This is a genomic window from Enterococcus sp. AZ196, assembly GCF_050498845.1.
Classification (GTDB): Bacteria; Bacillota; Bacilli; order Lactobacillales; family Enterococcaceae; genus Enterococcus_A; species Enterococcus_A murrayae.
This window is the reverse complement of record NZ_JBIPAM010000001.1, coordinates 2,051,328-2,075,999: the sequence shown is the minus strand read 5'-3', so window position 1 is coordinate 2,075,999 and position 24,672 is coordinate 2,051,328. Positions and strand designations below refer to the sequence as shown.

Sequence of the window (24,672 nt, the reverse complement as noted above, 5' to 3'; positions counted from 1 at the left end):
ATGATTATAAATAAATCAAAAATAATCTGTTTATTCAATCTAAATAATGATTATTAGTCTTTTATTAGACTTTGGTAATTATAGATAGTTTCAAATTAATCTGATAACAGTTATGGAACTGATATTTTTTAGTTAATTAAGACTTTGAAATGGAGAGAGACCTTTGAAAAAAAACTGAAGTTTTTTTATTGATTGATGAAACGATAAATGAAGATAAAGGGGATCTAAAAATGAAGAAGAATAAATGGATCATTTTCGTTGGCTTCGCTATGAGTATTTTTTTGTTGGGAGCAGCGGGTCAAACAGTTTCGGCGGATGAGATAACCGTCGATACAATCAGTGAATTACAAGATGCAGTAAGAAATGCGCCTGAAAACAGAACAGTGCTTTTGGGAGGATCATTCCCGACAGATATTGGTGCAACAATTGCATTAGCAGAGTCGCCCTATCAGGTTGAAATCGATGGTGGAGGTGTGACGCTCCAATCGACTACGGGGAAGCAATTATTTTCATATGGAGCAGGGAGTGGGACGGCGAGCTCTGCACTAACGCTGAAAAACTTTAATTTGCAAGGACTGGGTAATAATGCTCGAGCATTATCCGTCTCAGGCTACAAGGGCGAGTTTATTTTAGAGAATACAGTAGTCAATAATTTTCGCGGATACGACGACGGCAGCGCCTTTTACACTAGCGGAAATACTACATTAAAAAGTTGTACATTTTCGAATAATGTAAACAATGCTTCTGGCTATTCAGGCGGTGCAATCGCTTGTAAAGGCTATTCGGCGAATTTTAAAGTCTATAATACTAAATTTATTGCCAATGAAACACTTCAGGCAGGAACTGGAAATGTCGGTGGTGAGGGTGGTGCGATTTACTTCTTCCAACCGAGTGCCTCAGCAAAATTCACCTTCAAGAATAATTATTTTGCAGGAAACAAATCGGTCGAAGATGTTTCAGGCGGCGGTAAAGCCAAATTAGCAGATGGCGGAGCCATTGCGTTTTTCAACACAGTCAACGGGACCGACATTTTGTTTGACGGGAATTCATTTGTCGGCAACATCGCTGGAGATGATGGCGGAGCGATTTTGATTCAAACGAATGACAACATTTCAAGTGCTGCTACATTTGTGAACAATACGTTCTATCAAAATAAAGCTCTAGGACAGGATCTTTCAGCAAATAATGGCGGAGCGATCCAGATTTATGCTAATGGCGGTATAACTGAAGGAAGAAGAGCAGCGGTTGATTATATTAATAATAGTTTTGTTGAAAATACAGCAGTCTATGATGGTGGGGCCATTGGCAGCTCCGGCTATGGCTTGAATTATTCTGCGGGACGCTATGCCAATAATTTATTTGCAGGAAATAAAGCACGCTCAGCCACCAAGAGCAATATTGCAGATGGCAAAGTTGATGGAACAGGAAACCTTGAATCAAATCTTGGTTACGATAATGGAACGGCTACTACAGTAACAATGGCGGACGTTTTTGGCTCAGCCCCCGTTGGATTAGTTGATAACTACAATAAAATCAAAGCGGGTACGTCAAGCGATGCGATCATTCTACCGACAGTGCCGATCGCGCCAGAAAAATTAGCGGACGATCAGGTAGAAAACTTACGAGCGGTAAATGAAGACCAGCGAGGGTTGCCGCGGACGGCAAAAGCTGATATAGGTTCTGTCGAAATCGATTGGATCAAGTATGATAGTAACGGCGGGATTTTTGACTTGGGAACAGAACTGCCGAAATATGAAGGCATTGTTTATTATGAAGGAACACAACCGGAAGCATATTATCAAGTTGGCTATAAAGACTTGAATCAAACGATTCCAGCTGGCGCAGATTTAAAAGCAACACGTGATGGCTATCAATTTGCGGGGTGGTCAAAAGATAAGGATGCGAAAGACCCTGATGCTAATCTTGCTGCAGGACAATCGCTCACAATTCCGAAAGGTAACGAGACACTTTACGCGATTTGGAAAAAATCTGAGCCTGTGATCGTGCATTATATGACCTACGATGAAAACAAACAGCTAGTTCAGATCAGTCCTGATGAAACCTTGACTGGTGACTTGGGAACGTCTTATCATGCACAGATCAAGCAAATCGATGATTACGTTTTTTCCGGGGTCAAAGAGGGTGATTCTATCACGGGTATCTTTAGTGACGAGCCTAAGGAAATTACATTGATTTATACGAAAGCTGTCAAAGAAAAAGGAACCGTGCTTGTTCAATATCAAGATGAGTCAGGGAAACCATTGGCTGGCGATGAGATGTCAATGGGAGAGATCGGCAGTGATTATACTACCACGCAAAAGAATATCGACGGTTATACATTTAAAGAAATAAAAGGGGCGTCAGCTGGTAAATATGTGTCCGGGATTACCCAAGTAATCTATGTTTATACAAAAATTCCAGCGGAGCAAGGAAAGGTCATCGTTCATTATCAGGACGAGGAGCAAAATCCATTGTGTCCGGATGTTGAGCTGACAGGTGATGTGGATGCGATCTATACGGCTGAAGTGAAGCTTTTTGATGGCTATACAGTGAAAGGGATTGTCGGAAGTATCAGTGGAAAGTATATGCTTCAAAACCAGGAAGTGACGGTAATCTATGCGAAGAAGGGAACCGGAGTAGAAAAAGGGGTTCTGATTGTAGAATATCAAGATGAAGCTGGTCATCCGCTTTTAAATAGTGACGTGACCCTTGCTGAGATCGGTGAAGAGTATACTACTACGCCAAAAGAGATTGACGACTATAAACTCAAAGAAGTGAGAGGTAGTGAAACAGGAAAATATGTTGATGGTATTACGAAGGTTACGTACGTCTATGAAGCTATAAAAGGCAAAGTGACCATTCGTTATCACGACGAAGCAGGCAATGAGCTGGCTGAAAATTATACGGATGAACAGCCGGTAGGAACACCGTTGCCGCTTGAAAAGCTGAATAAGGACATTGCTGGTTTTCAATTGAAGGAAATCAAAGGTTTGGCTATGGATACAGGAGCTAGATATACAAAAGCTGAACAGGTCATTACTGTTATTTACAAGAAGCAAGCAGGGATGGTTATCGTCAATTACTTGAACGATGAAGGCAAATCATTAGCTAAACCGCTGACGCTAAGCGGTCAAATTGGCGCAGAGTACCAGACTGAAGCAAAAGTATTCAAAGGCTATCGCTTGAAAGAAACCACTGGCAATGCGGCTGGAAAATATGACCTAACTCCGCAAATCGTCACTTATATTTATACGAATAAAAGCTCAATTAAGGTTCAATACGTTGACGAAGCAGGAAAAGAGCTAGCACCTGCTGAACAAAAGATCGGCGTTATTGATGAAAAATACGAAACAACTGCCAAAGCCATTGATGGTTGGAAGGTTAAAGAAACACCGAAAAATGCCCAAGGAATCTATCAGGCAGAAGAGCAGACGATCACCTATGTCTACCTAAAGGCTACACCCGCTGAGGGATCAGGAGATGGCGGAGCAAATGTCGGCGGCGGCCAAAGCAACACAGGGACAATGACATACGTAACACCGAGAGCATTGCCAAACACTGGTCGACAGCAAGCCACTGCAAAAAAATTGCCAGCCACAGGGGAAGAACGAACAAGCTCGCTTGTTCTGACTCTGATCGGTCTGGGGTTAACCGGTTCTATCGGAATGACTCTCTTAAAAAGAAGAATAAACGAATAAGACAGCTGCTGAGTGGAGAAGAGAGTCTCTATTCAGCAGTTTTTTTAGTTAGGAACAAAAAAGTAATTTTGACTGCAGTGATTTCAACTGTCTTTTTTTCCGGACAGAAACGGGAATAGTAACGCCATCTTCCGAAGTGATCGAGGAGAAATCCTTCGCAATGGAGGTGATACTCTTCTTATTGATCAAGAAGCCGCGATGACAACGTAAAAAGCTGTCTGATAATTGCTCTTCTAAGTTATTCAGGGTTGTTTGATAGATCAAGTATTGATTGTTTTTAGTGTGCAAGGAAAGAACATGTTCCTTATTTGTTGAAAAATAAAGAATGTCATCCACGATAAAGGAAGTGATTTCATTTCCGGTATTCAATTTGACCGTTTGGTTAGTAGTCAGCAAGTCCAGCCGCTGTTCGATCGTCTTCAAACATGTTTGGACGCGTTCGCGAATATCCATTGCAGGATCTTTGATAATGAAGTCCAATGCTTGCACCCGATATTGAAACGTAAGAAAACTTAGCTCCGAACGCACCGTGATGAAAACAATAAATCCGAGGGGATCGAATTTGCGAATCTCTTGTGCTAAAGCGAAGCCGTTGGATAAACCAGCGTCTTCATCCAAATTAATATCTAAAAAATAAATATTCCATTGATTTCGCCGATCAATTTTTTCTAATAGCTTATCTCCAGCTCCGCTGCTATAGGTCAATTCTAATTCCCAATTGGAAAAAAGTTGATAGTTAGTGATGGTCTGTTCTAAAATATGTCGTTGTTTTTCGTTATCTTCGGCAATATATACTTTAATGGCCATGAATACGCTCCTTTTTGATGATTAGTGTTTGACAAAATTCTTGGTCTTTCTGAGTGGTCTCCAAACTCAGCTGATTGGAGTGACTTTGAATGATCGCTTGAACAATTGAAAGTCCCAAGCCACGATTGTTCCCTTTCGTCGAGAAGTTTTCTTTCTTTAAGAGAGAAGCAGGAAGCATCTCGCTTTTCGTTGAATTTAGCAGAATCAAGACATAGGACTCTTTCTCTTCAAAAATAGCCAATCGAACAAACGGTGCTTCACTTTCTTCTGCTGCTTCTAGCGCATTGTCGATTAAAATCCCGCAAATCCGGGATAATGATAGGTGATCAATTGGAATATTTTCAATTGGCTGCTCGATTTCAATATCAAAGGATATATTTTTTTTAGTAGCAGTCATTAGTTTGGTAAAAACCAGCGTCTTCAATTCAGGAATAGCTAGATTTTTCAGTTTTGATATTTCTAAGAAATAATGATAGTCTTCCTCAAAGGTTTTTGTGATACTCTCGAAGTATTTTTTCAGTTCTGCTTCATTGATCGGTGTTTGATAAATATAACCGCCTAAAGAGAAAAGAAGATTGCTAAAATCGTGATGATTCTTACGAATATTTTGAGTCACATTTTCCAAACTATTAATGTAATTTGTCAACTCGAATTTTAACTGTTCTTGCTGATCCAACTTTTTTTTGGTTCGCTGGTTTAAAAAAATCAAAAGAGAAAAGGCGCATAAAGCGGTCATGTTGATAAAAATAAGCACAGAGCTTAAAAGAAAAACATGATGAATCGGTTCGATGATAAAAAATGCTGAAGGTGCTAGCCATTTAACCAGCGATTTTCCAATATAATTTTCTGCTAAAAAGATGACCGAAGTATGATTAGAATATTTATCAGGCCCACTAATCGAAGATACTTGAACAAACATGAAGAAAAAGATCATAGCGATCAAAACTGTCCAAAGCAAAATAAGAAATGACAGCGATGGCTCTGTCAAATAAAAATGGATTCGATTTAATAATTTTTTTTGTAAAGGCAATAAAAACAAGAAAATTAAAAAGTACCAATTAATTGTATAAATTGAGACGAATGGTGAGTTTACTGCATTCATTAAGAAAAAGCGCAGGTATTCGAAAATGCTGGCCAGCAGGATGGTTCCTCCAGTTACAAGCAGAAAATCAATCAGAAACATTCGCTCTCCGCGATAAAAAACAAGGTATAAAAGCAGCATCATAAACGCTTGGCAAATAATGCTAAAAATATTATGAACCGCTAAAACATCGTGAAAGTAATAATCAACAATACTATTAAAGATCCAGCCTAGGTTATAAGTAGGCAATGTCAATAAAAGTATTGTCCTCCAAGAAACTTTGGTTGGAAAAAGATATTTAAGTGTTCCAGTGTATACGATCAAAGCGGGAGTCATTTGAAAAAAGAGCGTTATAAACATTGTTTCTTTAGACATTGCTTCACTGTAAAAATAAATCATACAGATGTCCCTTCTATTATAAGTAAGTAGTCGATTAATCACTTGTTTATATTAGCGTTACAAAAAAATAATAATATATCATTCTTATTGTATAACAATTAGGCTGAAATGAGTATGTTTTTTACGAGTTTATATTCGATAAAGCTAAAATATTATATGTTTTTTTAGAGGAAGGTTAATTTTATTATGCAATAAAATTAGAGATATTAATTTGATAAAAATGATAAATAATGATGAATAAGAACCGGAAGGAAACGACGATTATCTTGCATGAACGTCGTTTTTTTTCGTTTGAACTAGCGTTTAATCATCTATTTTGCTGTTCATGAATATTTGTATAATTGATCTAATGATAATTTATAATATTTTTATATTACAAATGAAATATTTTGAAAGTAGGATAGGGGAGGTAAGTGTGAAGAAACATAAAATTAAGATAATTTCTGCGATGTTATTAATACTTAGTACTTATATTATAGCTTTTTTAGGTCTGGATTCAGGGAAAGCTGTAACAGCTGCATTGCAGGATAAACTGGAAATTACTGCATACACAGCAGAAAAAAAACCTGGCGGAGGAACATCTCTTGAGACGGGGCAACAATTGGCTATCCATATGGAGTTTGAGATCGATCCTTTACCAGAAGGGACACAGGTAGGAGATACCTTTGAAATTACTATACCTGATTCCTACTTATTTTCTTACCATTGGGAATCTGGCGTATTAGGAGAAGATAAATCTGATCCTTATCTGAGCTACGAGATTCAAGGGAATAAAATTGTTTTTACAATTTGTGAAGCAGCTGTGGATGCTCAGCGTCTTTACAATGGTGAATTAGACTTAAGAGCCACAGCAAGAAGAGTGGGAGAGGATATAGATGGTGGAGGTAATGGCAAAGGTCCGCTATTAGAGATTACACCAGGACCTGACCCAACAGTGTATCCATCAGAAGATCGACCATTTCCTGATGAGAACAAATACCTTCATAAGGAAGGGAAACAAGTAAATGGGCAAAATGCTCTGGCTTGGTCCTTGCGTGTGAACTATCTGGATTATGGAGCAGTTTTTGACAACTATACAAAAGATCAAGGAACAACAAAGATTGTTGATAAAGCGAACGGCTTGCTTGTTGACCACTTAGTTCCAGGTACACATTTTAGAGAAGATTCATTATGGGTAACGGTACCAACTTACATTATTACAACGGATGCAGCTGGCTCACGAATGGGGGATCGCCAGATTGGTGCCAACATTGAAGGAGAGGGCCAGAAGGTTAACTTTTCCGACTTTGTCATTGAAAAAGAAGGAAACGGCAACGCCTTTCTAAAACTTGAACCAACGGAAGGGCAAAGTTATCAAGAGTTCCAAGATTTTGTTCAAGCTTACCCCGATTCGAATGGCGGTCAGAGAGCTTACGGTGTTTATAAACATGCAGATGACACGGAGACAGTACTAGTAGCCTTTGGTACGATGCCTGGCTCTAACCACTACTATGATGAGTTGAGCGCTCACTACACTGATTTTGGAGAGGCTGATATTCATGACGCAATTGACGCGGATAAATCATTAACTAGTGAGCAAAAGGCGCAGCTTCATGACATTTATGGTCAGAGCGAAAAAAGTCCTTCAAACGGGGCGATCACCGCATATGATGTAGCCTTTTTCGTTGATGTCGACGTGCCTGAATATGGCTCTGGAAAATATAAAAATGATTTAAGCTTCCTTTATAACGACAATGATTCAGAAGATACACGGACAGAAACAGATTTCGATGCCATCTGGGGAAATATTGAGGCGGATTTCTTAAAAGCCTACAAAAAAGTCTCTGGTGATGATGAAAGAGAATTAGCAGAAGGAAAAGTTTTTGAATTCAAAATCGCTGATCGTTACGGCACAGTCGTCGCTTACGGAAAAACGAAAGAGGTCGTCACACATAAAGGACGCGAGGTCGAGGTTGTATTCTACCGGGATAAGGAATACACGACTCCTATAGAAAATGTCGATAAAAACGATCCGAATCATTGGAGTAAATTCCTAGTGGATGGGCGTTGGTACTACATTGAAGAGATTAACTCAGATGGCTACGAAGTCCACATACAAGACACGAAGGGAAATGAGACCAATCAGTTTAAGTATGACAGCAAGCAAGATCATCGCTGGCGATTCATTATCGTTAACAAGGAATTGATCGATTTAGAAGCGGAGAAGAAAATCTCCGGGATCGGTGATTTAGCCGAGGACAGGGAATTCCACTTTGAGCTTCGAGATACACGTGATGACGGCGTAGTCGCCTTTGGGAAAACCACGATCACTAAGACAGAGGGTAAGAATATCAGCAAGCCGATCACCTTCTATACAGATAACACGTATACACAGGAAATTACCAGTTGGCAGAAAATGGAGATCAACGGAACGGAGTACGTCATTTTAGAAGATGGTGTGACGTATGAACTGGTGGAGGTTGATAGTCAAGGCTATGAAGTTACCTATCATACGAAAACACCTGCTGATGATGAATCAGTGGAAGGCAACACTTATACCGCTGATTATGAGAATGGCGGGAAGATCAGTTTTACTGTCGATAATAAAGATACGTTAGAGTTTGAGGCAAACAAGAAAGTGGAAGGCTCAGGTGCACTGACACCAAATAAGACTTATGAATTTGAGTTGAAGGATATTACATCAGCTGGCAAACCAGTCGTGGCTTATGGGAAAGTGACCGTTGCGCAAAAGGGACAAGATCACGCGATCGAATTCTTCACCAGCAGTGATTACGATCCCGCAAACAAAATCACAGATTGGGCGAAGATTTTACGGGAAGACAAAACCTATCAGCTGATCGAAACGCAAACCCAGCATTACAAACCGATTTATTCGGGAGGTACTGGAACGGATAGTAACGAGTTCCAAGTCACCTATAACGATGTTACGAAAAAAATCACGCTGAATGTTGAGAACCAAGATACCTTTGATTTTGGCGCGACGAAAAAAGTAACGGGTGATGGTGTATTTGATGGAGAGACCTTTAAGTTTGAACTGTTGAATAGCGCCAAGCAGATAGTAGCTTACGGAAGAGCAGAAGTCGATCAAAAGGATACAGAGGTTCCGATCGTCTTTTATACGGACTCAGATAATCCAGCAACAAAAATCACTGACTGGACAAGCGTGCTGACAAATGGCGAAACTTATCAATTGAAGGAAGTGGAGGACACTGGTTATGCCATCACTTATCTAAATCAGGATGGAACGGAGACCAATCAATTTACTGCTCAATTCAATACAGGTCAATCGTTAGCGGTTCATGTTGAGAACCGGCGAGGAAAAGTGCCGCTGCCTGAGACGGGCGGAGAAGGCTACACGCAACAGCTTGTAGTAGCTAGTCTGCTGATTGCTTTGGTTGCTATTACTGCCGGAATCATTGAATACCGCAGAAAGGCAGGTGCTTAAAATGAAGAAATCTTCTATTTTATTCTCTTGTCTGACACTGATCGCTATGATTACCGTGAACTTGATTTTCGCGCCAGCCGCACACGCTTCGGAAACACAAACGGTTTATTTCCATAAGCAAGCGACGAAGGCGGGCGTTACCGCGAGGGATATGCTGACTGAAAAGCAGGGAGTCAATGGCGCAGAATTCACGGTGGTAGACATTACTCATTTTGTCAGAACCCATTCGACTTCCCATGAAGAGGCGTTAGAAAAAGCGAAAGCTGTGACGAAGGAACAAATCGGCGGGTTATCACTCGGTCAGGCAGTTCCAGATCATTTGGGAATGAACGTCGTAGCCAAAGGAAAGACTGAGCGGGCGATGGTACCAGACCAAAACGGTCAAATGAAGGAAATGGATGGCGTATTGAAGCTATCTTTGGCGAGAAAGAACCTTGCCCATGATGCAAGCTACCTTTTTGTTGAGACAGCGTCAGTCGATAGCGCTGATCCAAGTGATAATTTGATTTTCCATTTCCCGGTGGTTGACGAACTGACTGGTGAAGAGAATACTGATCCGTTGCACCTCTATTCCAAGAATGACAGCTTGCGTGAGGAGCCAGTAGAGCCGGCCATCGAGAAAGAATTGGCTGAGAAGCAGCCGGATTTCTCTTATGGCGAAGCAATCAAGTATCAGATCGAAGTGACTGTACCGACGGGCATCGCGCAATATGATTCTTTCCAAGTCATCGATACGCCTGATCCAGCATTGCTTGCGGACACGACTTCGCTTCAACTAACGGATAAAAATGGTAAGAAGCTCAAAGAATCAGCTTACAAAGTGACAGCAAAAGACAATGGCTTCGTAATTGATTTTGTTCCGACTAAATTAGTAGGAATCAAGAAAATCAATGTTTCCTATACCTTAAGTATCAAGCAAGGGGCTAAACCAGACACGCCATTTTTCAACAAAGCAGTCTTGCGTTATCACGATTCGGTGAATGCTGGGGAGCAAAGCAGTACTTCTAAGGAAGTTCTGACAGGCGGCTATCGTTTTGTCAAAGTGGATTCACAAGATCGGAAGCAGAAATTGAAAGCCGCGTCTTTCGTTGTGAAGGATCAGGAGGATCGCTATTTAACGAAGAGCTATGGTTGGAAAAAGTCAGAAAAACCAGATAAGGACGAAGATTTATTGATCCTAGAATCTAATCAAGAAGGCGCTTTCGAGATCAAAGGTCTGGCTTATGGAGAGTATCAGCTAGAAGAGATTATCGCACCTGATGGCTATCGTCTATTAGATAAATCAATTGATTTCAAGATAGAAAAAGATACCTATCTGGCAGGGGAAACAACAGGAACATTAGAGGTCTTAAACAGCAAATTGCCGAATACTGGCGGTGGGACGACGAAAAGTAACACAACAAACAATGGGGTTCAGAATGATTCGCCCAATACAATAACCAATCGTATTACTCGCAATTTACCAAGTACCGGTGAGGAGTTACTAAATGTAGGGATTCTAGGTGGCGCGCTGGTTTTACTAGCCACAGCCATTTATGTTTTCAAAAATAGACAACAAAAAGAATAAAATTACGGAGGAAAAGTAATGAAGAAGAAATTATTGGTTTTTTTAGCAGCAGTTGTCATGGTCGTTCCAATAGCTTTAGGCTTGGGATCTTCACTAACAGCTGAAGCAGCAGGGACAGTGGACATCACCTTACACAAAAAGCGTTTCAGCAATACTCAAACTGAGATTCAAAATACCGGGGAGCTGATGAGTGAGTTCAATGGTGCAGCTGGCTTCGGTGGTGTAGAGTTCAAGGTTTATGATGTAACTGCTGATTTCTACACATTGTTGAACACAACAAATCCAAGTACGACTAAAAAGTACACGATGGAAGAAGCATTAGCAACTGTTAAAGCTGCAAATTACAGCGCTGCGACCGTAGTTAAGTCCGGTACTACTGCAACAACAGGCTCTGTCGGTGATCTTACTTTCACTGGTTTGGCTGATAAAGTAGGCGGAAAAAATGCTGTCTACGTCATCGTTGAAACACCAATGGCTGGGGTAACAGCAGCAGACAATATGGTTGTTGCTTTGCCTTTAACAAAATCAGATGGAACAACTCCATTAACTGAGATTCATTTATATCCGAAGAACATCGTAGAAACAGCCGGCGTTGAAGTAGAGAAAATCTCTAATTTGAAAGATGATGAAGGCAAAAAGATTCCTTTGGAAGATGTAGAATTCGTTATTCATCGTAAAGGTGTCTATAACGCAACTGGTACGGAATATTTAAGTGGTTTTGATGCTTCAGATACACCAACATGGTCAACGAATCTAGCCGATGCACATAAATTTACGACAGGTGCGGACGGTAAATTTTCTGAGGACCGTTTGTTGTATGGCACTTACTATTTAACTGAGGTAACAGTAAAACCAGGCTATGTTATTCAAAATGGTGCGATCAATCAACAATTCACTTTAGACGCTACGCATAAATCTAAATCCTTCACAGGAACAGACGCGATTGAAAATGATGATATCGATGTGAAGAAGACCAATACTGGCGGTTCAGTGAACGTTGGCGACAAGATCAACTATAAAGTTGAGACAGTGATTCCAAACGGGATCAGAGACCAAATCGACTCTGATGGCGACGGCGTGAATGATGCACCGCGCTATGTGAAATATGAAATCAAAGATACACATGGAACACATTTGAAACTAGACAATACTACATTAGCATTAACTGATGGTACGACAACTTTTGCTTCGCCAGCGGATTATACTTTGGATGAAGCGACACCAGGTGAATTCACAGTGAAATTTACCACAGGCGGGATTGCTAAAATGGCTCCAAATGCAACTTTAACAATGACGTACAAGATGGAATTGCTAAATACAGTAGCTCCTGGAGTAGAAGTGAATAATACGGCGGAAGTCACAACTGATCACGATACAGATGAAGGATCTGGTAGTGAAGTTTACACTGGTGGATACAACTTTGTGAAGATCGATGGTTCTAATAACAATGAAGCTTTAGCAGGTGCTGAATTTGTCGTACGTGATGCAGATAGTGATTCAGCGAAATATCTGAAGGTCGGAGCAAATGGCGAGATTTCGTGGGTAGCTACCGAAGCAGGAGCAACAACCTTTACTTCAAATGCGCAAGGTTATGTAATCATCAAAGGCCTAGAAAACGGTACGTACTATTTAGAAGAAACAAAAGCACCAAATGATAAGTATGTGTTATTAGGGGACAGAGTTTCATTTATCGTTACGCAAAACTCTTTTGATACAACAGACCCGTTAAATTCAGGTTCAGCAGAAGAAGTTGTTAATAAACAAAAAGGTAGCTTGCCTTCAACTGGTGGATCAGGTATCTACTTAATGATGGCGGCAGGTATTGCAGTAATGGCTGTAGTGGGCGTAATTTATCTGCGTTCTCAACGTAAAGAAGCATAATCCAATTGGAGTGAACGCTTCATGAAGACAGTAATCGGGAGTTCCCGATACTGTCTTTACTTTTCAGTGAATGATAACAAAGAGAATTTTTTGACTGTAGGAATAATTCAAATGCGAGATGGAGATGGTAGCGATGGCGAAGAAAATGACAAAGGATGAGAAAAAGTCAAAATCAACGGCGGTTATGATTCAGCGCTTGATTTTACTGATTTGTTTTCTTTTTGGACTTTCGTTGCTGCTGTATCCGCTTTTGAGTCAAAGCATCAATGATTATTTGGATCAAAAAATTGTTCAGAGTTATCAGGAGAAAGCTTCTCAGAAGAACAAGGTCGAGGTTGAAAAAATCAAAAAAAGAATGGCTGAACAAGATAAAAAAGCCCAGCAAGAGAAGAATCCTGGTTCGGATGGCGAGCCCTTTTCTGAAGCCCGCAGACAAAAAGAAAAGAAGGTTGAGCCAAAGACATCCTATGTAAAAGAACATACAGTAGGGACGATCGTCATTCCAAAAATTGATGTCAAGCTCCCGGTTTTTGATAAAACAAATGATTTTTTCTTATCTAAGGGAGCGACCATATTGGAAGGAACTTCTTCGATACAAGGAGGTCCGAGTAAGCATAGCGTGATTTCCTCCCATAGAGGATTGAAAAAGGCGAAGCTGTTCACGGATTTACCTAAGCTGAAGGAGCAAGACTCATTTTTTATCGAATTCTTGAACGAAACACATGCTTATGAGATCGATCAGGTCAAGGTCATTGAACCCACGGATACAAAGGATCTATTGATCGTTGATGGGATGGATTATGTCACGCTGATGACCTGTACACCGTATGGCGTGAATTCCCATCGTTTATTGGTTCGAGGACATCGAATTCCGTATACGAAAAAAATGTCTAAGGATAAAGAGTCCGTTGATGATCGGAAAAAACTGAAGCAACTGATGGTTTTGACCTCTGTCATTTTAGGTGCTTTATTCTTGATCTGGTTGATTTATCGGATTATCCGTACCGCATTGATTGAGAAACGAACCTACCAATTGAGTTTCTATCTCATTGATGATAAAACGCGCCAGCCGGCGGTGAATAAAGAAGTTCTGCTGACTGGTCACAGAGGGAAGCGGATCGTCGTTATCGATGGCAAAGAAGTGCGCGTTTGGTCTGATAGTGAAGGGCACGTTCGTTTTCCTGAGATTTTCGGCAAGGTTTATGGAGTGAAGTTTGCTGGTGAATCTTCAATCATTGCTCGTACCAAAGTGAAAAAGCTTCATGACCGCTATTTTAGCTTACGAAAAAAATCAAAGAAAATTACGATCAAGCAAACTGAACGAATACTTGTTTTAGGAGAATTTACGAATGAAAAAGTGGTTGAATAAATTTGATTGGGATAAATGGATTCCCTTGATAAAGAAACATCAAAAAAAGCTGATCATCGTTATTATTCTAGTCGTGGGTTTGCTAGGAGTCGCGTGGTGGCATAATTCTCAGTGGGTCATGAAGGTCAATGGGCAAAAGATTTCAAATGAGGAGTATGCATTTTATCAGAAAGTGTACCCCAGTTTGGAAGAGAAGAAGCTGAAGCAGCAAATTGTTGAAGATAAGGTTCAATTACAGCAAGCGAAAAAGAGAAAGTTAGATACTATTGATGATTACCCTGCATTGGTAAAGGAAATGAAAAAAAGGAATAAAGAACAAGAAAAGAAGGTAAAAAACAAACAAGTAATCTATGGTCTAAGAAACTATACTGAAGAAACTTTTTACGTATATACACTAAGTATTACGGTCAACGAGCTTAAGAAGCAAACGACTAATGACGTATCGGATAAGCAAGTGAAGGAATACTATAACAATTCCAAAGAAGAGTTCAAAACGATCCATTCGAAAGAACTCTATCGTATTCGAGCAAACCAAGAAAAGCTTACACAATTAAAGCAAAAGAAAATTACGGAGGAGCAATTGTCTGAAAACCCAGACTGCATCTACGAAAAAATTTCGCTCAATGAATCAAATCTACGTGATTGGATTAAATACCGAAATGAAGAGGTCACTACTGTCAACGAGCTAAAAGCCGGCACATGGAGTGAAATATTTAAAGGCTCAAAGGATAGTTTGATCTATTATTGTATCTCCGATGAAGCCGGAAATATCCAGCCAATTTCTGACGTAAAAGAAAAAATCAAAATAAAGCTCGAAAAGAAAAAGTATCAAGAAAGTTTGAAAAAGTGGGTTGAACAGGCAAAGGTTGATTTGAAATAAGGGAGGAAAAAATGAAAAGAAATCGGTTATTGTCAGTTTTAGGAGTGCTGACATTGGTTGTCCCTATGTTTTTCGGCATGTTTCATCAAGAAGTTGAAGCCGCTGGCGCAGTTTATTATGTGGATGCAACAAGGGGAAATGATAATAATTCAGGAACATCACCTAATGATGCTTGGCAAACATTAGATAAGGTAGAAAAAACAAAATTTGAACCAGGAGATACGATCCGACTTCATGAAGAAAGTGTATTCAATGACATCCTTTTCTTAGAAGGGAACGTCAATGGAGAAGGGAACGATGGGGCTCCGATAACAATTGAAAGTTACGGCGACACAGGTGGTAAAGCGACGATCAATGGTAATGGTGCAGGGCGTGTTTCCCAAATTGGAAATAAAAATATTTCCTCTGCATTTACTCTATATAATGCCAGCCATTGGATCATTCGTGATTTAACAATAACGAATATCGCTCCAGGCGAGGACATGAATAATATGTCTAATAAAGATCGTGTTGGGCTGTATGTTCTAGCGAAAAATAATGGCTTAACACAAGATATTCATGTAGACAATCTGACTGTTAGGGACGTAAACGGCAGTTGGAACGCGAAGGATATAGGAAATGGCGGAATATTTTTTACGGTCTCTGGTACACCTGCTGGAGAAGTTACACGATTCCATAATATTTCTGTAACCAACTGTCATGTTGAAAATGTTACTCGTACCGGTATATCAGTAGGAGCTACAACCTATGGAGATATTATTACGCCAGAAACTGAAGCAGTAACGATCGAAGAAAGCGCGATCCAGCAATATGGACATACCAACGTTTTAATAGAAAACAATTATGTAAAACAAAGCGGTGGGGATGCGATCGTTCCGCAATTCTGTCACAAACCATTGATCCAATACAACGTCTCAGATACCGCAAGTTTTAGTCACTCTAAATGGGATCTGACTAGTAAAGAAAATGGAACGTGGCAGGTGAATGCTGGTATTTGGCCATGGCTATGCTATTTCCCGAATTTCCAATTTAACGAAGCCTTCAATACTGTCGATAATTATGACGGGGAAGCTTATGACTGTGATTCTGGAACTGGGACAATCTATCAATACAATTACAGTCATGATAATGAAGGCGGCTTTATGCTGATCTGCTCGGCGAAAAATTTCGATAGTTTGATTCGCTATAATATTAGTCAGAATGACCGGAAGCATTTATTCCTTGTTTCCAATAGCTTGAATCCAGATTACAATGATCCGCGTTATCCTGGAATCACAGAAGAAGAGACTGCGAATGTCTATAATAATACCTTCTATACTGGTGATGGTTTAGATGTGACTGTGATGAGTCAAGAGGAACCAGGCTACGTTCGGATGAAGAATAATATTTTTTATAATGAAGGTGTTAATACTACACCTTATTGGCAGCCGGCACATTACGGTGAAGAACATCCGGCGACAATCAAATATGACCATAATCTTTATTATGGTTATACAAATGTACCAAACAACGAAGCGAACCCAATTATCGTCAAAAATCCTTCCGTAGAATTAACGGGTGCTTATAATGCAGTTTCGCTTTCACCGCAACATGAACGAGGGGTAACAGAAGATGAGGTCATAGAAGGACAAGTGATGGTAGCACCTGGAGCTGGAGGTTTTGGTTTAAACAGTGTGGCTGGTTACCAATTATCGGCGAATTCTCCAGCAATCAACGCTGGTACTACTATTTCAGATAATGGTGGACGAGATTACTTTGGTAATGGGTTAATAGATGGTCAAACGGATATTGGCGCGCATGAGTATTCTGGGGAAACACCACCTGTACCAAGCTCAACAACGGAGCCATCGAGCACGACGGAGCCATCAAGTACAACCGAACCGTCAAGCACGACCGAACCATCGAGCACGACAGAACCATCAAGTACAACCGAACCATCAAGTACCACTGAGCCATCAAGTACGACAGAACCGTCAAGCACAACGGAGCCATCAAGTACAACCGAACCATCGAGCACGACGGAACCGTCAAGCACAACAGAGCCATCAAGCACGACGGAACCGTCAAGTACCACTGAGCCATCGAGTACGACGGAGCCATCAAGTACAACCGAACCGTCAAGCACGACGGAACCGTCAAGTACAACGGAACCATCGAGCACGACGGAGCCATCCAGCACAACTGAACCATCGAGTACAACTGAACCATCGAGCACGACGGAACCATCAAGTACGACGGAACCGTCAAGTACGACGGAACCGTCAAGTACGACCGAACCGTCAAGTACGACGGAGCCATCGAGTACAACAGAACCATCAAGTACGACTGAGCCATCAAGCACGACGGAACCGTCAAGTACGACAGAACCATCGAGTACCACAGAGCCGTCAAGCACAACGGAGCCATCAAGCACGATAGAACCATCAAGTACGACAGAACCATCAAGTAGCACGGAACCGTCAAGCAGTAGTTCTTCTACAGACAAATCATCGGATAAGGACAAAGATGAGTCGAAGAATAAAGAGGACAAAAAAGATCCATCCAAAGGCAATTTAGGTGGCAGTGCTACTAATAATGGAGGAAACAACGGCGGTACTCCAACTGGTGGCGGAACAAGAGTGAATTCGGTACAAACTTACAATAAAGATGGATCAACGAAAAAAGTTCTTCCAAACACAGGAAGTTCGGTCAATGAAGGATTGATTTTGTTAGGAATGTTATTAATCATCGGAAGTCTTCTATTGATTAAAAGATCTCGATATATAAATTAGCAGAAATGAGGTGAAAAAAATGGAGGAAAACAATACACCACGTTGGTTCTCAGAATTGACGCAAGAGGAAGTGGCGTTTATCAAAAATTTTATTCTATCTTCTGGTTCAATCAAGGATTTGTCAAAGACCTACTCCACTAGTTATCCAACTATTCGAAAACGTTTGGATAAACTGATACAAAAGATCCAAATCAATGAAAGAAAAGATAATGACACAGTCGTAAAATTGATTAATCAGTTAGAAGAAGAAGGAAAGATTGATCAAGATATCGCAAAAACCGTCGTTTTAGAATACAGTAAATCATTAAATTGTTTGATTATAGATTGATGGTAAGCTGAATTTAAACTATCTCGTTCTCCTGAATGTAAGAGTTCATCTCTCATTCAGGAGTTTTTTTATCATTAATGATGCGCGCTCTTTTTAGTGAAAAATCGGTATGACAAATAAGCCTATCAGATAGTATGAAATTTTCTATTCCCTTTATCAATTTTGAGCGTGTCTTGCCCGCCAATTACTGATCAAGTTGAATTTGTAAGCTTCTTTATTGGTGAGCGGTTTGCTGCGCTTGCGTTTTTTAGTATTGGGTAGATCAGTTCCTGCGACATTGTCCTGTGTTTTAATGTCAGAAATGGAATCAGGGCCATGAGAGTTTTGCTTCATAGAATCCTTGAGAATAGGTGTCGTTTCGGCTGGTTCCTGCATTGTCAGATCTTCTTCAATAAACACTACTTGAATATTAGCTAAACTGACTACATCTGGATGAGCCACTTGAACTAGAGCCAATACTTCTACTTCGCTTAAATCACTGGGTGTAATACCGGTTGGAACAACGATTTCTATAGGCTCAGGTGAAAAAGTATCTATGATTTGGACAGACTCCTCCTGCAGCTTTTGCGCCAGTTCCTCTTCTTCAAGAGTCTCTATTGTTCCAGGGCGGCTAATTTTGACAAAATTGACGAAACGTCTCACACCATCCGCCTTTTTGAAAATACTCAAAGTAGTCAGAATTTCTAAAATCTTCGAGACTTCTGCTTTTGTCTTTGTTTCATCTGCATCCCGCAATGTCATTCGATGCTTTTTACCCGCAGCATCTTCAAATACGGATACCCAACGAAGCGTAAGGTCCGGATTCTTACGTTCGCCAGCGCCAGGGGTGTCCAAAAGCTTCCTATATAAACGAGCTTCCTCGGTAAATTGTTGAAATTCCGCTTGATTCTTAAACAAGCGCTCCTTTACTTTTTGCCATTCCTTCCCATCTTCAAAGTAGTTCTCAAAATAAAGGCAGTATCTACGCATTACATCGCTAGGTGCAGCGGTCAGAAATAATTCACGAATTAAAGACTGAGCCATGAACGAATAGTCGCTTAGAATCAATGAGTTTCTTACCATGATCGCAATGGCGTACTCAATGATAGCGGAACTATTTTGAGAATAGTCGAAATAGCTGATTAATCTCTGCTCTAGGGTGTCACGCTTCATCGTAAAAATCTGGCGCTCGGTCAATGGTTTAGTCTGTCTATTTTTTTGCATGTCTAATCGCTCCTCATCAGCATTGTATACGTTTTCTAGTAATCCACAAAATTATCTTACCGCTAAGTGGCTTAAAATACGAACCCAATTTTGTAAAAAAAAATAAAGTATTTTGTTGGAAAGCTTCCTATCTAGTAATGATTAGTGAAGGGAACTCGCTGATACTCTTGAAAATAACACCTTATTTTAGCAATTTCGCTGAGGATTTCTGTGTAAAGGAAAAATCGACTTTATTCAGAGCCTATTTTTTTTATGGATCATTTCACGTCTTTTTTTTACGAAATTTCCTCTTATTTTTGACAAAATCGCTCAAAAAATCTAAAATCTCGGTTTTATATGAAAATGGTTACACGTTTTATTTGGATATGATTAGAAACAGGACTAGGGATAAAAAAGTCACACTATTCGTTTTTTATAAAAATACACGGCCTCGTTTGTGAGAAAAGTATCTTGCCGAAAACCGAAAATTAAAATCGTCATATAAAGGTTTTTGAAATCATTTCTATTTATCATTTGTTTTATTGTGAAAAAGGACACGTTGGATTTGATGGAAGGAGTAGTCAGGGATTCTCGATTCAAAAACTAAATAATTGATTATTAAATAAAATTGATTAGAAAGATTCTAACTTCTATTATAATTCAAAGAATTGTCGAGTATTAAAGTTGTAAACGTTATCAAACGCCGCTAGACTAAGGGTGTAAAGAAGGAAAGCGCAAACAAATAGACAAGCTGGTTACTTTTTAAAAGCTAAAAAATAACAATGTTTAATTGCGCAATAATCAATATGGAGGAGAATCGTTATGAGTTCAAAAGTTCTTGACCAATTTCTTGAAACGAACTTGGAAGATCTAAAAGAAAAAGGATTGTTCAATACAATCGATGTGTTAGAAGGAAGCAATGGTCCAATCATTACAGTTAATGATCAGAAAATGATCAACCTTGCCTCTAACAACTATCTAGGATTTGCTACTCGCCCTGAGCTGATCGATGCGGATGTGGAAGCAACGAAGCATTATGGTGCAGGAGCAGGAGCGGTTCGGACGATCAACGGAACTTTAGACATTCACCAAAAATTAGAAGAAAAAATCGCTGAATTCAAAGGAACAGAAGCGGCGATCGCTTTCCAATCAGGATTTAACTGCAATATGGGTGCTATTTCAGCAGTTATGAAAAAAGGCGATGCGATTTTATCAGATGAATTGAACCATGCGTCAATCATTGATGGCTGCCGGTTATCTGGTGCGAAGATCATCCGCGTTAACCACCAAGACATGGAAGATTTAGAAGCTAAAGCAAAAGCAGCAACTGAAAGCGGCGAATACAACAAAGTCATGTATATTACTGACGGGGTCTTTTCAATGGACGGCGACGTAGCGAAGATTCCAGAAATCGTTGAAATTTGTGAAAAATACAATGTTATCACTTATGTGGATGATGCTCACGGAACTGGCGTTATGGGCCAAGGGCACGGCACAGTCAAACATTTTAACATGCAAGACCATATCGATTTCCAAATGGGGACCTTATCTAAAGGCATCGGCGTTGTGGGCGGCTACGTAGCCGGAACAAAACAATTGATCACTTGGTTGAAATCACAAGCACGTCCGTTCCTATTCTCGACATCCTTAACACCAGGAGCAGCAGGCGCATGTATCAAAGCAATCGATTTGATTGAAGAGCATCCTGAATATGTTGATACGCTTTGGGACAATGCCAATTACTTCAAATCAGAATTAAAACGGATTGGTTACGATATTGGAAAATCAGAAACGCCGATCACCCCCGTTATTGTCGGTGATGAAAAATTAGCCCAAGAATTTTCTAAGAAATTGTTGGAAAACGGTGTTTACGTGAAACCAATCGTTTACCCAACAGTGCCATTAGGAACAGGCCGTGTTCGGAACATGCCAAACGCAGGTCACACTAAAGAAATGCTGGATGATGCAATCACGGTGTACGAAAAAGTAGGTAAAGAGCTAGGAATCATCAAATAAAAATCAAATTAAGAGATAGAGAGGAAGTCACATCCATGAAAAAAGTATTGATTACAGGCGCATTAGGACAAATTGGTTCAGAATTAACAGAAAGACTTCGCAATGATCTAGGTGTTAACAATGTCATCTCAACAGATATTCGTACAATAGAAGGCAGCCCGGTCGTTGAAAATGGTCAATTTGAAGAATTAGATGTAACCGATTACGAAAGCTTTTTAGATGTTGCCAAACGGTATGAAGTAGATACGATCATCCATTTAGCAGCTTTGCTTTCTGCTACAGCTGAAAAACGTCCAGCGTTTGCTTGGAATTTGAACATGACTGGTTTAATGAACGCATTAGAAGTTGCTCGTGAAATCGGACCAGAAACCAAATTCTTTGCACCGTCATCGATTGCGGCTTATGGACCAGATGCAGAGCCGGATAATACTCCTCAGGATACTGTGATGCATCCTACGACCATGTATGGCGTGACAAAAGTAGCAGGCGAATTATTAGAGAATTACTACCATTCAAAATATGGTGTCGATACTCGTTCCGTGCGCTTCCCAGGCTTGATCTCATATAAGGTTGAACCAGGCGGCGGCACAACCGATTACGCAGTAGATATTTACTATGAAGCATTAAAAAACAAATCCTACACTTCATTTATCGACAAAGGCACTTACATGGACATGATGTATATGGATGATGCGATCGAAGGAATCGTGAAATTAATGAACGCAGATGCGGATCGTTTAGAGCACCGCAATTCATTTAACATCACAGCGATGTCCTTTGAACCAGAACAAATCGCCGCATCGATTCGCCGTCGTATACCTGACTTTGAATTGAACTATGACGTAGATCCAGTTCGTCAAGGAATCGCTAATACTTGGCCAAATTCTATCGACGACAGTGATGCTCGTAAAGAGTGGGACTTCAGTCCAAGCTTTGATTTAGATAAAATGACCGATGAAATGTTAGAAAAATTATCAGCGAAATTTAAGACTGAGGGCATCGAAACTAAAGTGTCCTTTGATAAAGTGAATTCATAAAATAGCAGGGATTTCTTAGTAGAACATGAGGAGGAAATAAGAAAAAAGGAAATGTTTAAAATAACGTTTCCCTTTTTCTTTCTCCATGTTAAAATAATGTCCGAACAAGTGGGAGAAGTTATTAAATACCTGGTATACCGCAATTTTTTGTTCTATTTCTCTTATGTAATAACTTCAATTGTTTGTCTTAAAAATCAAGTTATGATGTGAATGAACAGTCACTTCGCAGCAAGGATAGGCGTTCTGTTTTCGCCGTGATTATGATAGTAAGCCGTTATCCTATTTATGAAGGAGGAAAAGATAGCAGAACGGTACGTGAGTATGAATAGCAAATTTATTTTTCTAAAAAATAAATTCATTAATAGAATTCAGGAGGAAAAATTATGGCAGTCGACCAACAAGAACTCGTGGGTTCACAAAAAGGTGAACTAAAACGAACGATGACGTTCTTCCCGGCCCTTTCAACAGTAATGGGTACTGTAATTGGTGCAGGGGTATTCTTTAAAGCAGCCAGCGTAGCTGCAGTAACAGGGTCAACCAGCTTACACATGCTGTCTTGGTTCTTAGGCGGATTAATTAGTGTCTGTGCGGGATTAACTGGCGCGGAATTAGCTGCAGCGATTCCCGAAACTGGCGGGATGCTGCGCTACATTGAACGTGCGTATGGGGAATTTTGGAGCTTTTTACTTGGCTGGGCACAAGTAGTGATCTACTTTCCGGCGAACGTAGCAGCTTTAGCAATTATTTTTGCCACTCAATTTAAGAACCTATTCGGCATGAGTGATGCAACAATCATTCCAATCGCAATTGTCGCAGCAGCGTCGATCATGTTGATCAACTTCCTAGGTTCAAAGGCTGGCGGAATGTTCCAATCAATTACTCTAGTCTGTAAGCTGGTTCCTCTAGCATTAATCGTTATCTTCGGTCTGATGCGACAAGGAGATGTATCTGTCAGCTTGTTCCCAGTGCAAGCAGGTCCAGCAGTTGGCGGCTTCGCTCCAGCATTAGGTGCCGGACTTTTAGCAACCATGTTCGCTTATGATGGTTGGATCCACGTCGGAAACATCGCCGGCGAATTGAAAAAACCAGCTCGTGATTTGCCTCGTGCCATCGCTGGCGGAATCTTAGGAATCATGGCTGTTTATCTATTGGTTCAATTTGCCTTCCTGCGTACATTGGACATCTCTGCTCTTGCAGGTAACGAAAATGCGGCTAGTATGGTTGCTGGAAGAATTTTCGGCGGCATGGGCGGAAAATTAGTTACTATCGGTATTTTGATCTCAGTATATGGAACGATCAATGGCTACACGATGACAGGGATGCGTCTTCCTTACACAATGGGACTTGAAAAACAATTGCCATTCTCTGACAAATTAGTGAAGCTAAACAAAAATCACGTCCCTTACATTGCTGGTATTTTAGAATTAGTAATTGCTATCGGCATGATGATGGTCGGCGGCTTCGATATGCTGACAGATATGCTGGTATTTGTTATCTGGATCTTCTACACTTTAGTATTTATCGCGGTTATCAAATTAAGAAAAACAGAGCCAGATTTGGTTCGACCTTACAAAGTACCGCTTTATCCAATCATCCCAATCGTTGCGATCATTGGCGGAGTGTTCATTCTAGTAATGACATTGATTAATCAATTCCAATTAGCGATGATCGGTATCGCCATCACCGCTTTAGGGATTCCTTTCTACATCTATTTGAAGAAGAAATATAACTAATCAGTATCTAAAAAGCACGTCCAAACATCATGGACGTGCTTTTTATCATTCTTCTTTTGTTGATTCGTAGTAATCCAAAAATAATTCGTGCAGGGCGGGGTGTGTCTTACGCAGCTGCACCAAACGATTGGTCTCATAGGACATGAAGCAGTGCTGGCTGGCGCCTGTCGTGACTAGTCGATCTCCATTATAAACACGGTATTCAAAATCAAAGCGTGTACCGGTATATTTGGCAACGACTGGTTTAATCAAGACCTCATCGCCGAAGCGAACCATTTCTTTGTATTCGCAGCTGACACCTAAAACTGGGATCATGATGCCGTCTGCTTCAATTTTTTCAAATGGACAATTCATAAAGGCCAATGCGTCAACGCGAGCTTCCTCAAACCACCGAATGTAATTCGAATGGTGGATGATGCCCATCTTGTCTGTTTCATAATAAAAAGGCTTGCGAAGATAACCGGGATATTTTTCCATG

16 protein-coding genes are annotated in these 24,672 nt (G+C 40.3%); 12 read left to right on the top strand and 4 right to left on the bottom strand.

Annotation, left to right across the window (positions count from 1 at the left end; translation table 11 throughout):
• Nucleotides 1-230: 230 nt before the first annotated feature.
• A complete protein-coding gene (locus tag IGI67_RS09935) occupies nucleotides 231-3,698 on the top strand; it encodes a MucBP domain-containing protein (protein WP_429957602.1) in 3,468 nt (1,155 codons plus the stop codon).
• Nucleotides 3,699-3,746: 48 nt separating this feature from the next.
• Here the strand turns inward: IGI67_RS09935 and IGI67_RS09930 are convergent, their stop codons facing one another.
• Together IGI67_RS09930 and IGI67_RS09925 are read right to left on the bottom strand one after the other, a co-directional pair.
• Nucleotides 3,747-4,505: a LytR/AlgR family response regulator transcription factor gene (locus IGI67_RS09930; protein WP_429957601.1), complete on the bottom strand. Its 759-nt coding sequence runs from the start codon at nucleotides 4,503-4,505 to the stop codon at nucleotides 3,747-3,749.
• Nucleotides 4,495-5,985, bottom strand: coding sequence for a GHKL domain-containing protein (locus IGI67_RS09925; RefSeq protein ID WP_429957600.1), 1,491 nt, complete (start codon nucleotides 5,983-5,985; stop codon nucleotides 4,495-4,497). Before IGI67_RS09925 ends, IGI67_RS09930 begins: the two co-directional genes overlap by 11 nt.
• A 415-nt stretch (nucleotides 5,986-6,400) precedes the next feature.
• Between IGI67_RS09925 and IGI67_RS09920 the strand changes: the two genes are divergently transcribed.
• Genes IGI67_RS09920 through IGI67_RS09885 form a run of 8 tightly spaced genes read left to right on the top strand, consistent with a single transcriptional unit; the run spans nucleotide 6,401 to nucleotide 18,226 of the window.
• A complete protein-coding gene (locus IGI67_RS09920; protein WP_429957599.1) occupies nucleotides 6,401-9,430 on the top strand; it encodes a hypothetical protein in 3,030 nt (1,009 codons plus the stop codon).
• A gap of 1 nt (nucleotide 9,431) precedes the next feature.
• A complete protein-coding gene (locus IGI67_RS09915) occupies nucleotides 9,432-10,997 on the top strand; it encodes an isopeptide-forming domain-containing fimbrial protein (RefSeq protein WP_429957598.1) in 1,566 nt (521 codons plus the stop codon).
• 18 nt (nucleotides 10,998-11,015) lie between these two features.
• A complete protein-coding gene (locus tag IGI67_RS09910; protein WP_429957597.1) occupies nucleotides 11,016-12,878 on the top strand; it encodes a SpaH/EbpB family LPXTG-anchored major pilin in 1,863 nt (620 codons plus the stop codon).
• Nucleotides 12,879-12,899: 21 nt separating this feature from the next.
• Entirely contained in the window at nucleotides 12,900-13,037 is a 138-nt protein-coding gene (locus IGI67_RS09905) for a hypothetical protein (protein ID WP_429957596.1), read from the top strand.
• On the top strand, nucleotides 13,012-14,247 hold the full coding sequence (locus IGI67_RS09900; RefSeq protein WP_429957595.1) for a class C sortase: 1,236 nt from the start codon (nucleotides 13,012-13,014) through the stop codon (nucleotides 14,245-14,247). The genes IGI67_RS09905 and IGI67_RS09900 overlap by 26 nt, the downstream gene beginning before the upstream one ends.
• A complete protein-coding gene (locus IGI67_RS09895) occupies nucleotides 14,228-15,127 on the top strand; it encodes a peptidyl-prolyl cis-trans isomerase (protein ID WP_429957594.1) in 900 nt (299 codons plus the stop codon). Before IGI67_RS09900 ends, IGI67_RS09895 begins: the two co-directional genes overlap by 20 nt.
• Nucleotides 15,128-15,138: 11 nt before the next feature.
• On the top strand, nucleotides 15,139-17,898 hold the full coding sequence (locus IGI67_RS09890; protein WP_429957593.1) for an LPXTG cell wall anchor domain-containing protein: 2,760 nt from the start codon (nucleotides 15,139-15,141) through the stop codon (nucleotides 17,896-17,898).
• Nucleotides 17,899-17,917: 19 nt separating this feature from the next.
• Nucleotides 17,918-18,226: a DUF2089 family protein gene (locus tag IGI67_RS09885; protein ID WP_429957592.1), complete on the top strand. Its 309-nt coding sequence runs from the start codon at nucleotides 17,918-17,920 to the stop codon at nucleotides 18,224-18,226.
• Nucleotides 18,227-18,382: 156 nt separating this feature from the next.
• Here the strand turns inward: IGI67_RS09885 and IGI67_RS09880 are convergent, their stop codons facing one another.
• Nucleotides 18,383-19,429, bottom strand: a complete 1,047-nt coding sequence (locus IGI67_RS09880) for a hypothetical protein (RefSeq protein WP_429957591.1) — start codon at nucleotides 19,427-19,429, stop codon at nucleotides 18,383-18,385.
• Between the two features lie 801 nt (nucleotides 19,430-20,230).
• Between IGI67_RS09880 and IGI67_RS09875 the strand changes: the two genes are divergently transcribed.
• The 3 genes from IGI67_RS09875 (at nucleotide 20,231) to IGI67_RS09865 (ending at nucleotide 24,194) form a co-directional block, all read left to right on the top strand.
• Entirely contained in the window at nucleotides 20,231-21,424 is a 1,194-nt protein-coding gene (locus tag IGI67_RS09875) for a glycine C-acetyltransferase (protein ID WP_429957590.1), read from the top strand.
• Between the two features lie 35 nt (nucleotides 21,425-21,459).
• Complete coding sequence (locus tag IGI67_RS09870; protein ID WP_207108614.1) at nucleotides 21,460-22,461, top strand: NAD-dependent epimerase/dehydratase family protein; 1,002 nt, start codon at nucleotides 21,460-21,462, stop codon at nucleotides 22,459-22,461.
• A 383-nt stretch (nucleotides 22,462-22,844) separates the two neighbouring features.
• Complete coding sequence (locus IGI67_RS09865) at nucleotides 22,845-24,194, top strand: APC family permease (RefSeq protein WP_207108615.1); 1,350 nt, start codon at nucleotides 22,845-22,847, stop codon at nucleotides 24,192-24,194.
• Between the two features lie 45 nt (nucleotides 24,195-24,239).
• On the opposite strand, the gene IGI67_RS09860 is transcribed toward IGI67_RS09865, so the two are convergent.
• A complete protein-coding gene (locus tag IGI67_RS09860) occupies nucleotides 24,240-24,671 on the bottom strand; it encodes an acyl-CoA thioesterase (RefSeq protein WP_429957589.1) in 432 nt (143 codons plus the stop codon).
• Between the last annotated feature and the right edge of the window lies 1 nt (nucleotide 24,672).

What these genes read in the sequence shown, in the direction of transcription:
- IGI67_RS09935 (WP_429957602.1), top strand. Translation starts at nt 231, where the DNA reads ATGAAGAAGAATAAATGGATCATTTTCGTTGGCTTCGCTATGAGTATT.
- IGI67_RS09860 (WP_429957589.1), bottom strand. Translation starts at nt 24,671, where the DNA reads ATGGAAAAATATCCCGGTTATCTTCGCAAGCCTTTTTATTATGAAACA.
- IGI67_RS09925 (WP_429957600.1), bottom strand. Translation starts at nt 5,985, where the DNA reads ATGATTTATTTTTACAGTGAAGCAATGTCTAAAGAAACAATGTTTATA.
- IGI67_RS09870 (WP_207108614.1), top strand. Translation starts at nt 21,460, where the DNA reads ATGAAAAAAGTATTGATTACAGGCGCATTAGGACAAATTGGTTCAGAA.
- IGI67_RS09885 (WP_429957592.1), top strand. Translation starts at nt 17,918, where the DNA reads ATGGAGGAAAACAATACACCACGTTGGTTCTCAGAATTGACGCAAGAG.
- IGI67_RS09910 (WP_429957597.1), top strand. Translation starts at nt 11,016, where the DNA reads ATGAAGAAGAAATTATTGGTTTTTTTAGCAGCAGTTGTCATGGTCGTT.
- IGI67_RS09875 (WP_429957590.1), top strand. Translation starts at nt 20,231, where the DNA reads ATGAGTTCAAAAGTTCTTGACCAATTTCTTGAAACGAACTTGGAAGAT.
- IGI67_RS09890 (WP_429957593.1), top strand. Translation starts at nt 15,139, where the DNA reads ATGAAAAGAAATCGGTTATTGTCAGTTTTAGGAGTGCTGACATTGGTT.
- IGI67_RS09865 (WP_207108615.1), top strand. Translation starts at nt 22,845, where the DNA reads ATGGCAGTCGACCAACAAGAACTCGTGGGTTCACAAAAAGGTGAACTA.
- IGI67_RS09900 (WP_429957595.1), top strand. Translation starts at nt 13,012, where the DNA reads ATGGCGAAGAAAATGACAAAGGATGAGAAAAAGTCAAAATCAACGGCG.
- IGI67_RS09905 (WP_429957596.1), top strand. Translation starts at nt 12,900, where the DNA reads ATGAAGACAGTAATCGGGAGTTCCCGATACTGTCTTTACTTTTCAGTG.
- IGI67_RS09895 (WP_429957594.1), top strand. Translation starts at nt 14,228, where the DNA reads ATGAAAAAGTGGTTGAATAAATTTGATTGGGATAAATGGATTCCCTTG.
- IGI67_RS09930 (WP_429957601.1), bottom strand. Translation starts at nt 4,505, where the DNA reads ATGGCCATTAAAGTATATATTGCCGAAGATAACGAAAAACAACGACAT.
- IGI67_RS09880 (WP_429957591.1), bottom strand. Translation starts at nt 19,429, where the DNA reads ATGCAAAAAAATAGACAGACTAAACCATTGACCGAGCGCCAGATTTTT.
- IGI67_RS09915 (WP_429957598.1), top strand. Translation starts at nt 9,432, where the DNA reads ATGAAGAAATCTTCTATTTTATTCTCTTGTCTGACACTGATCGCTATG.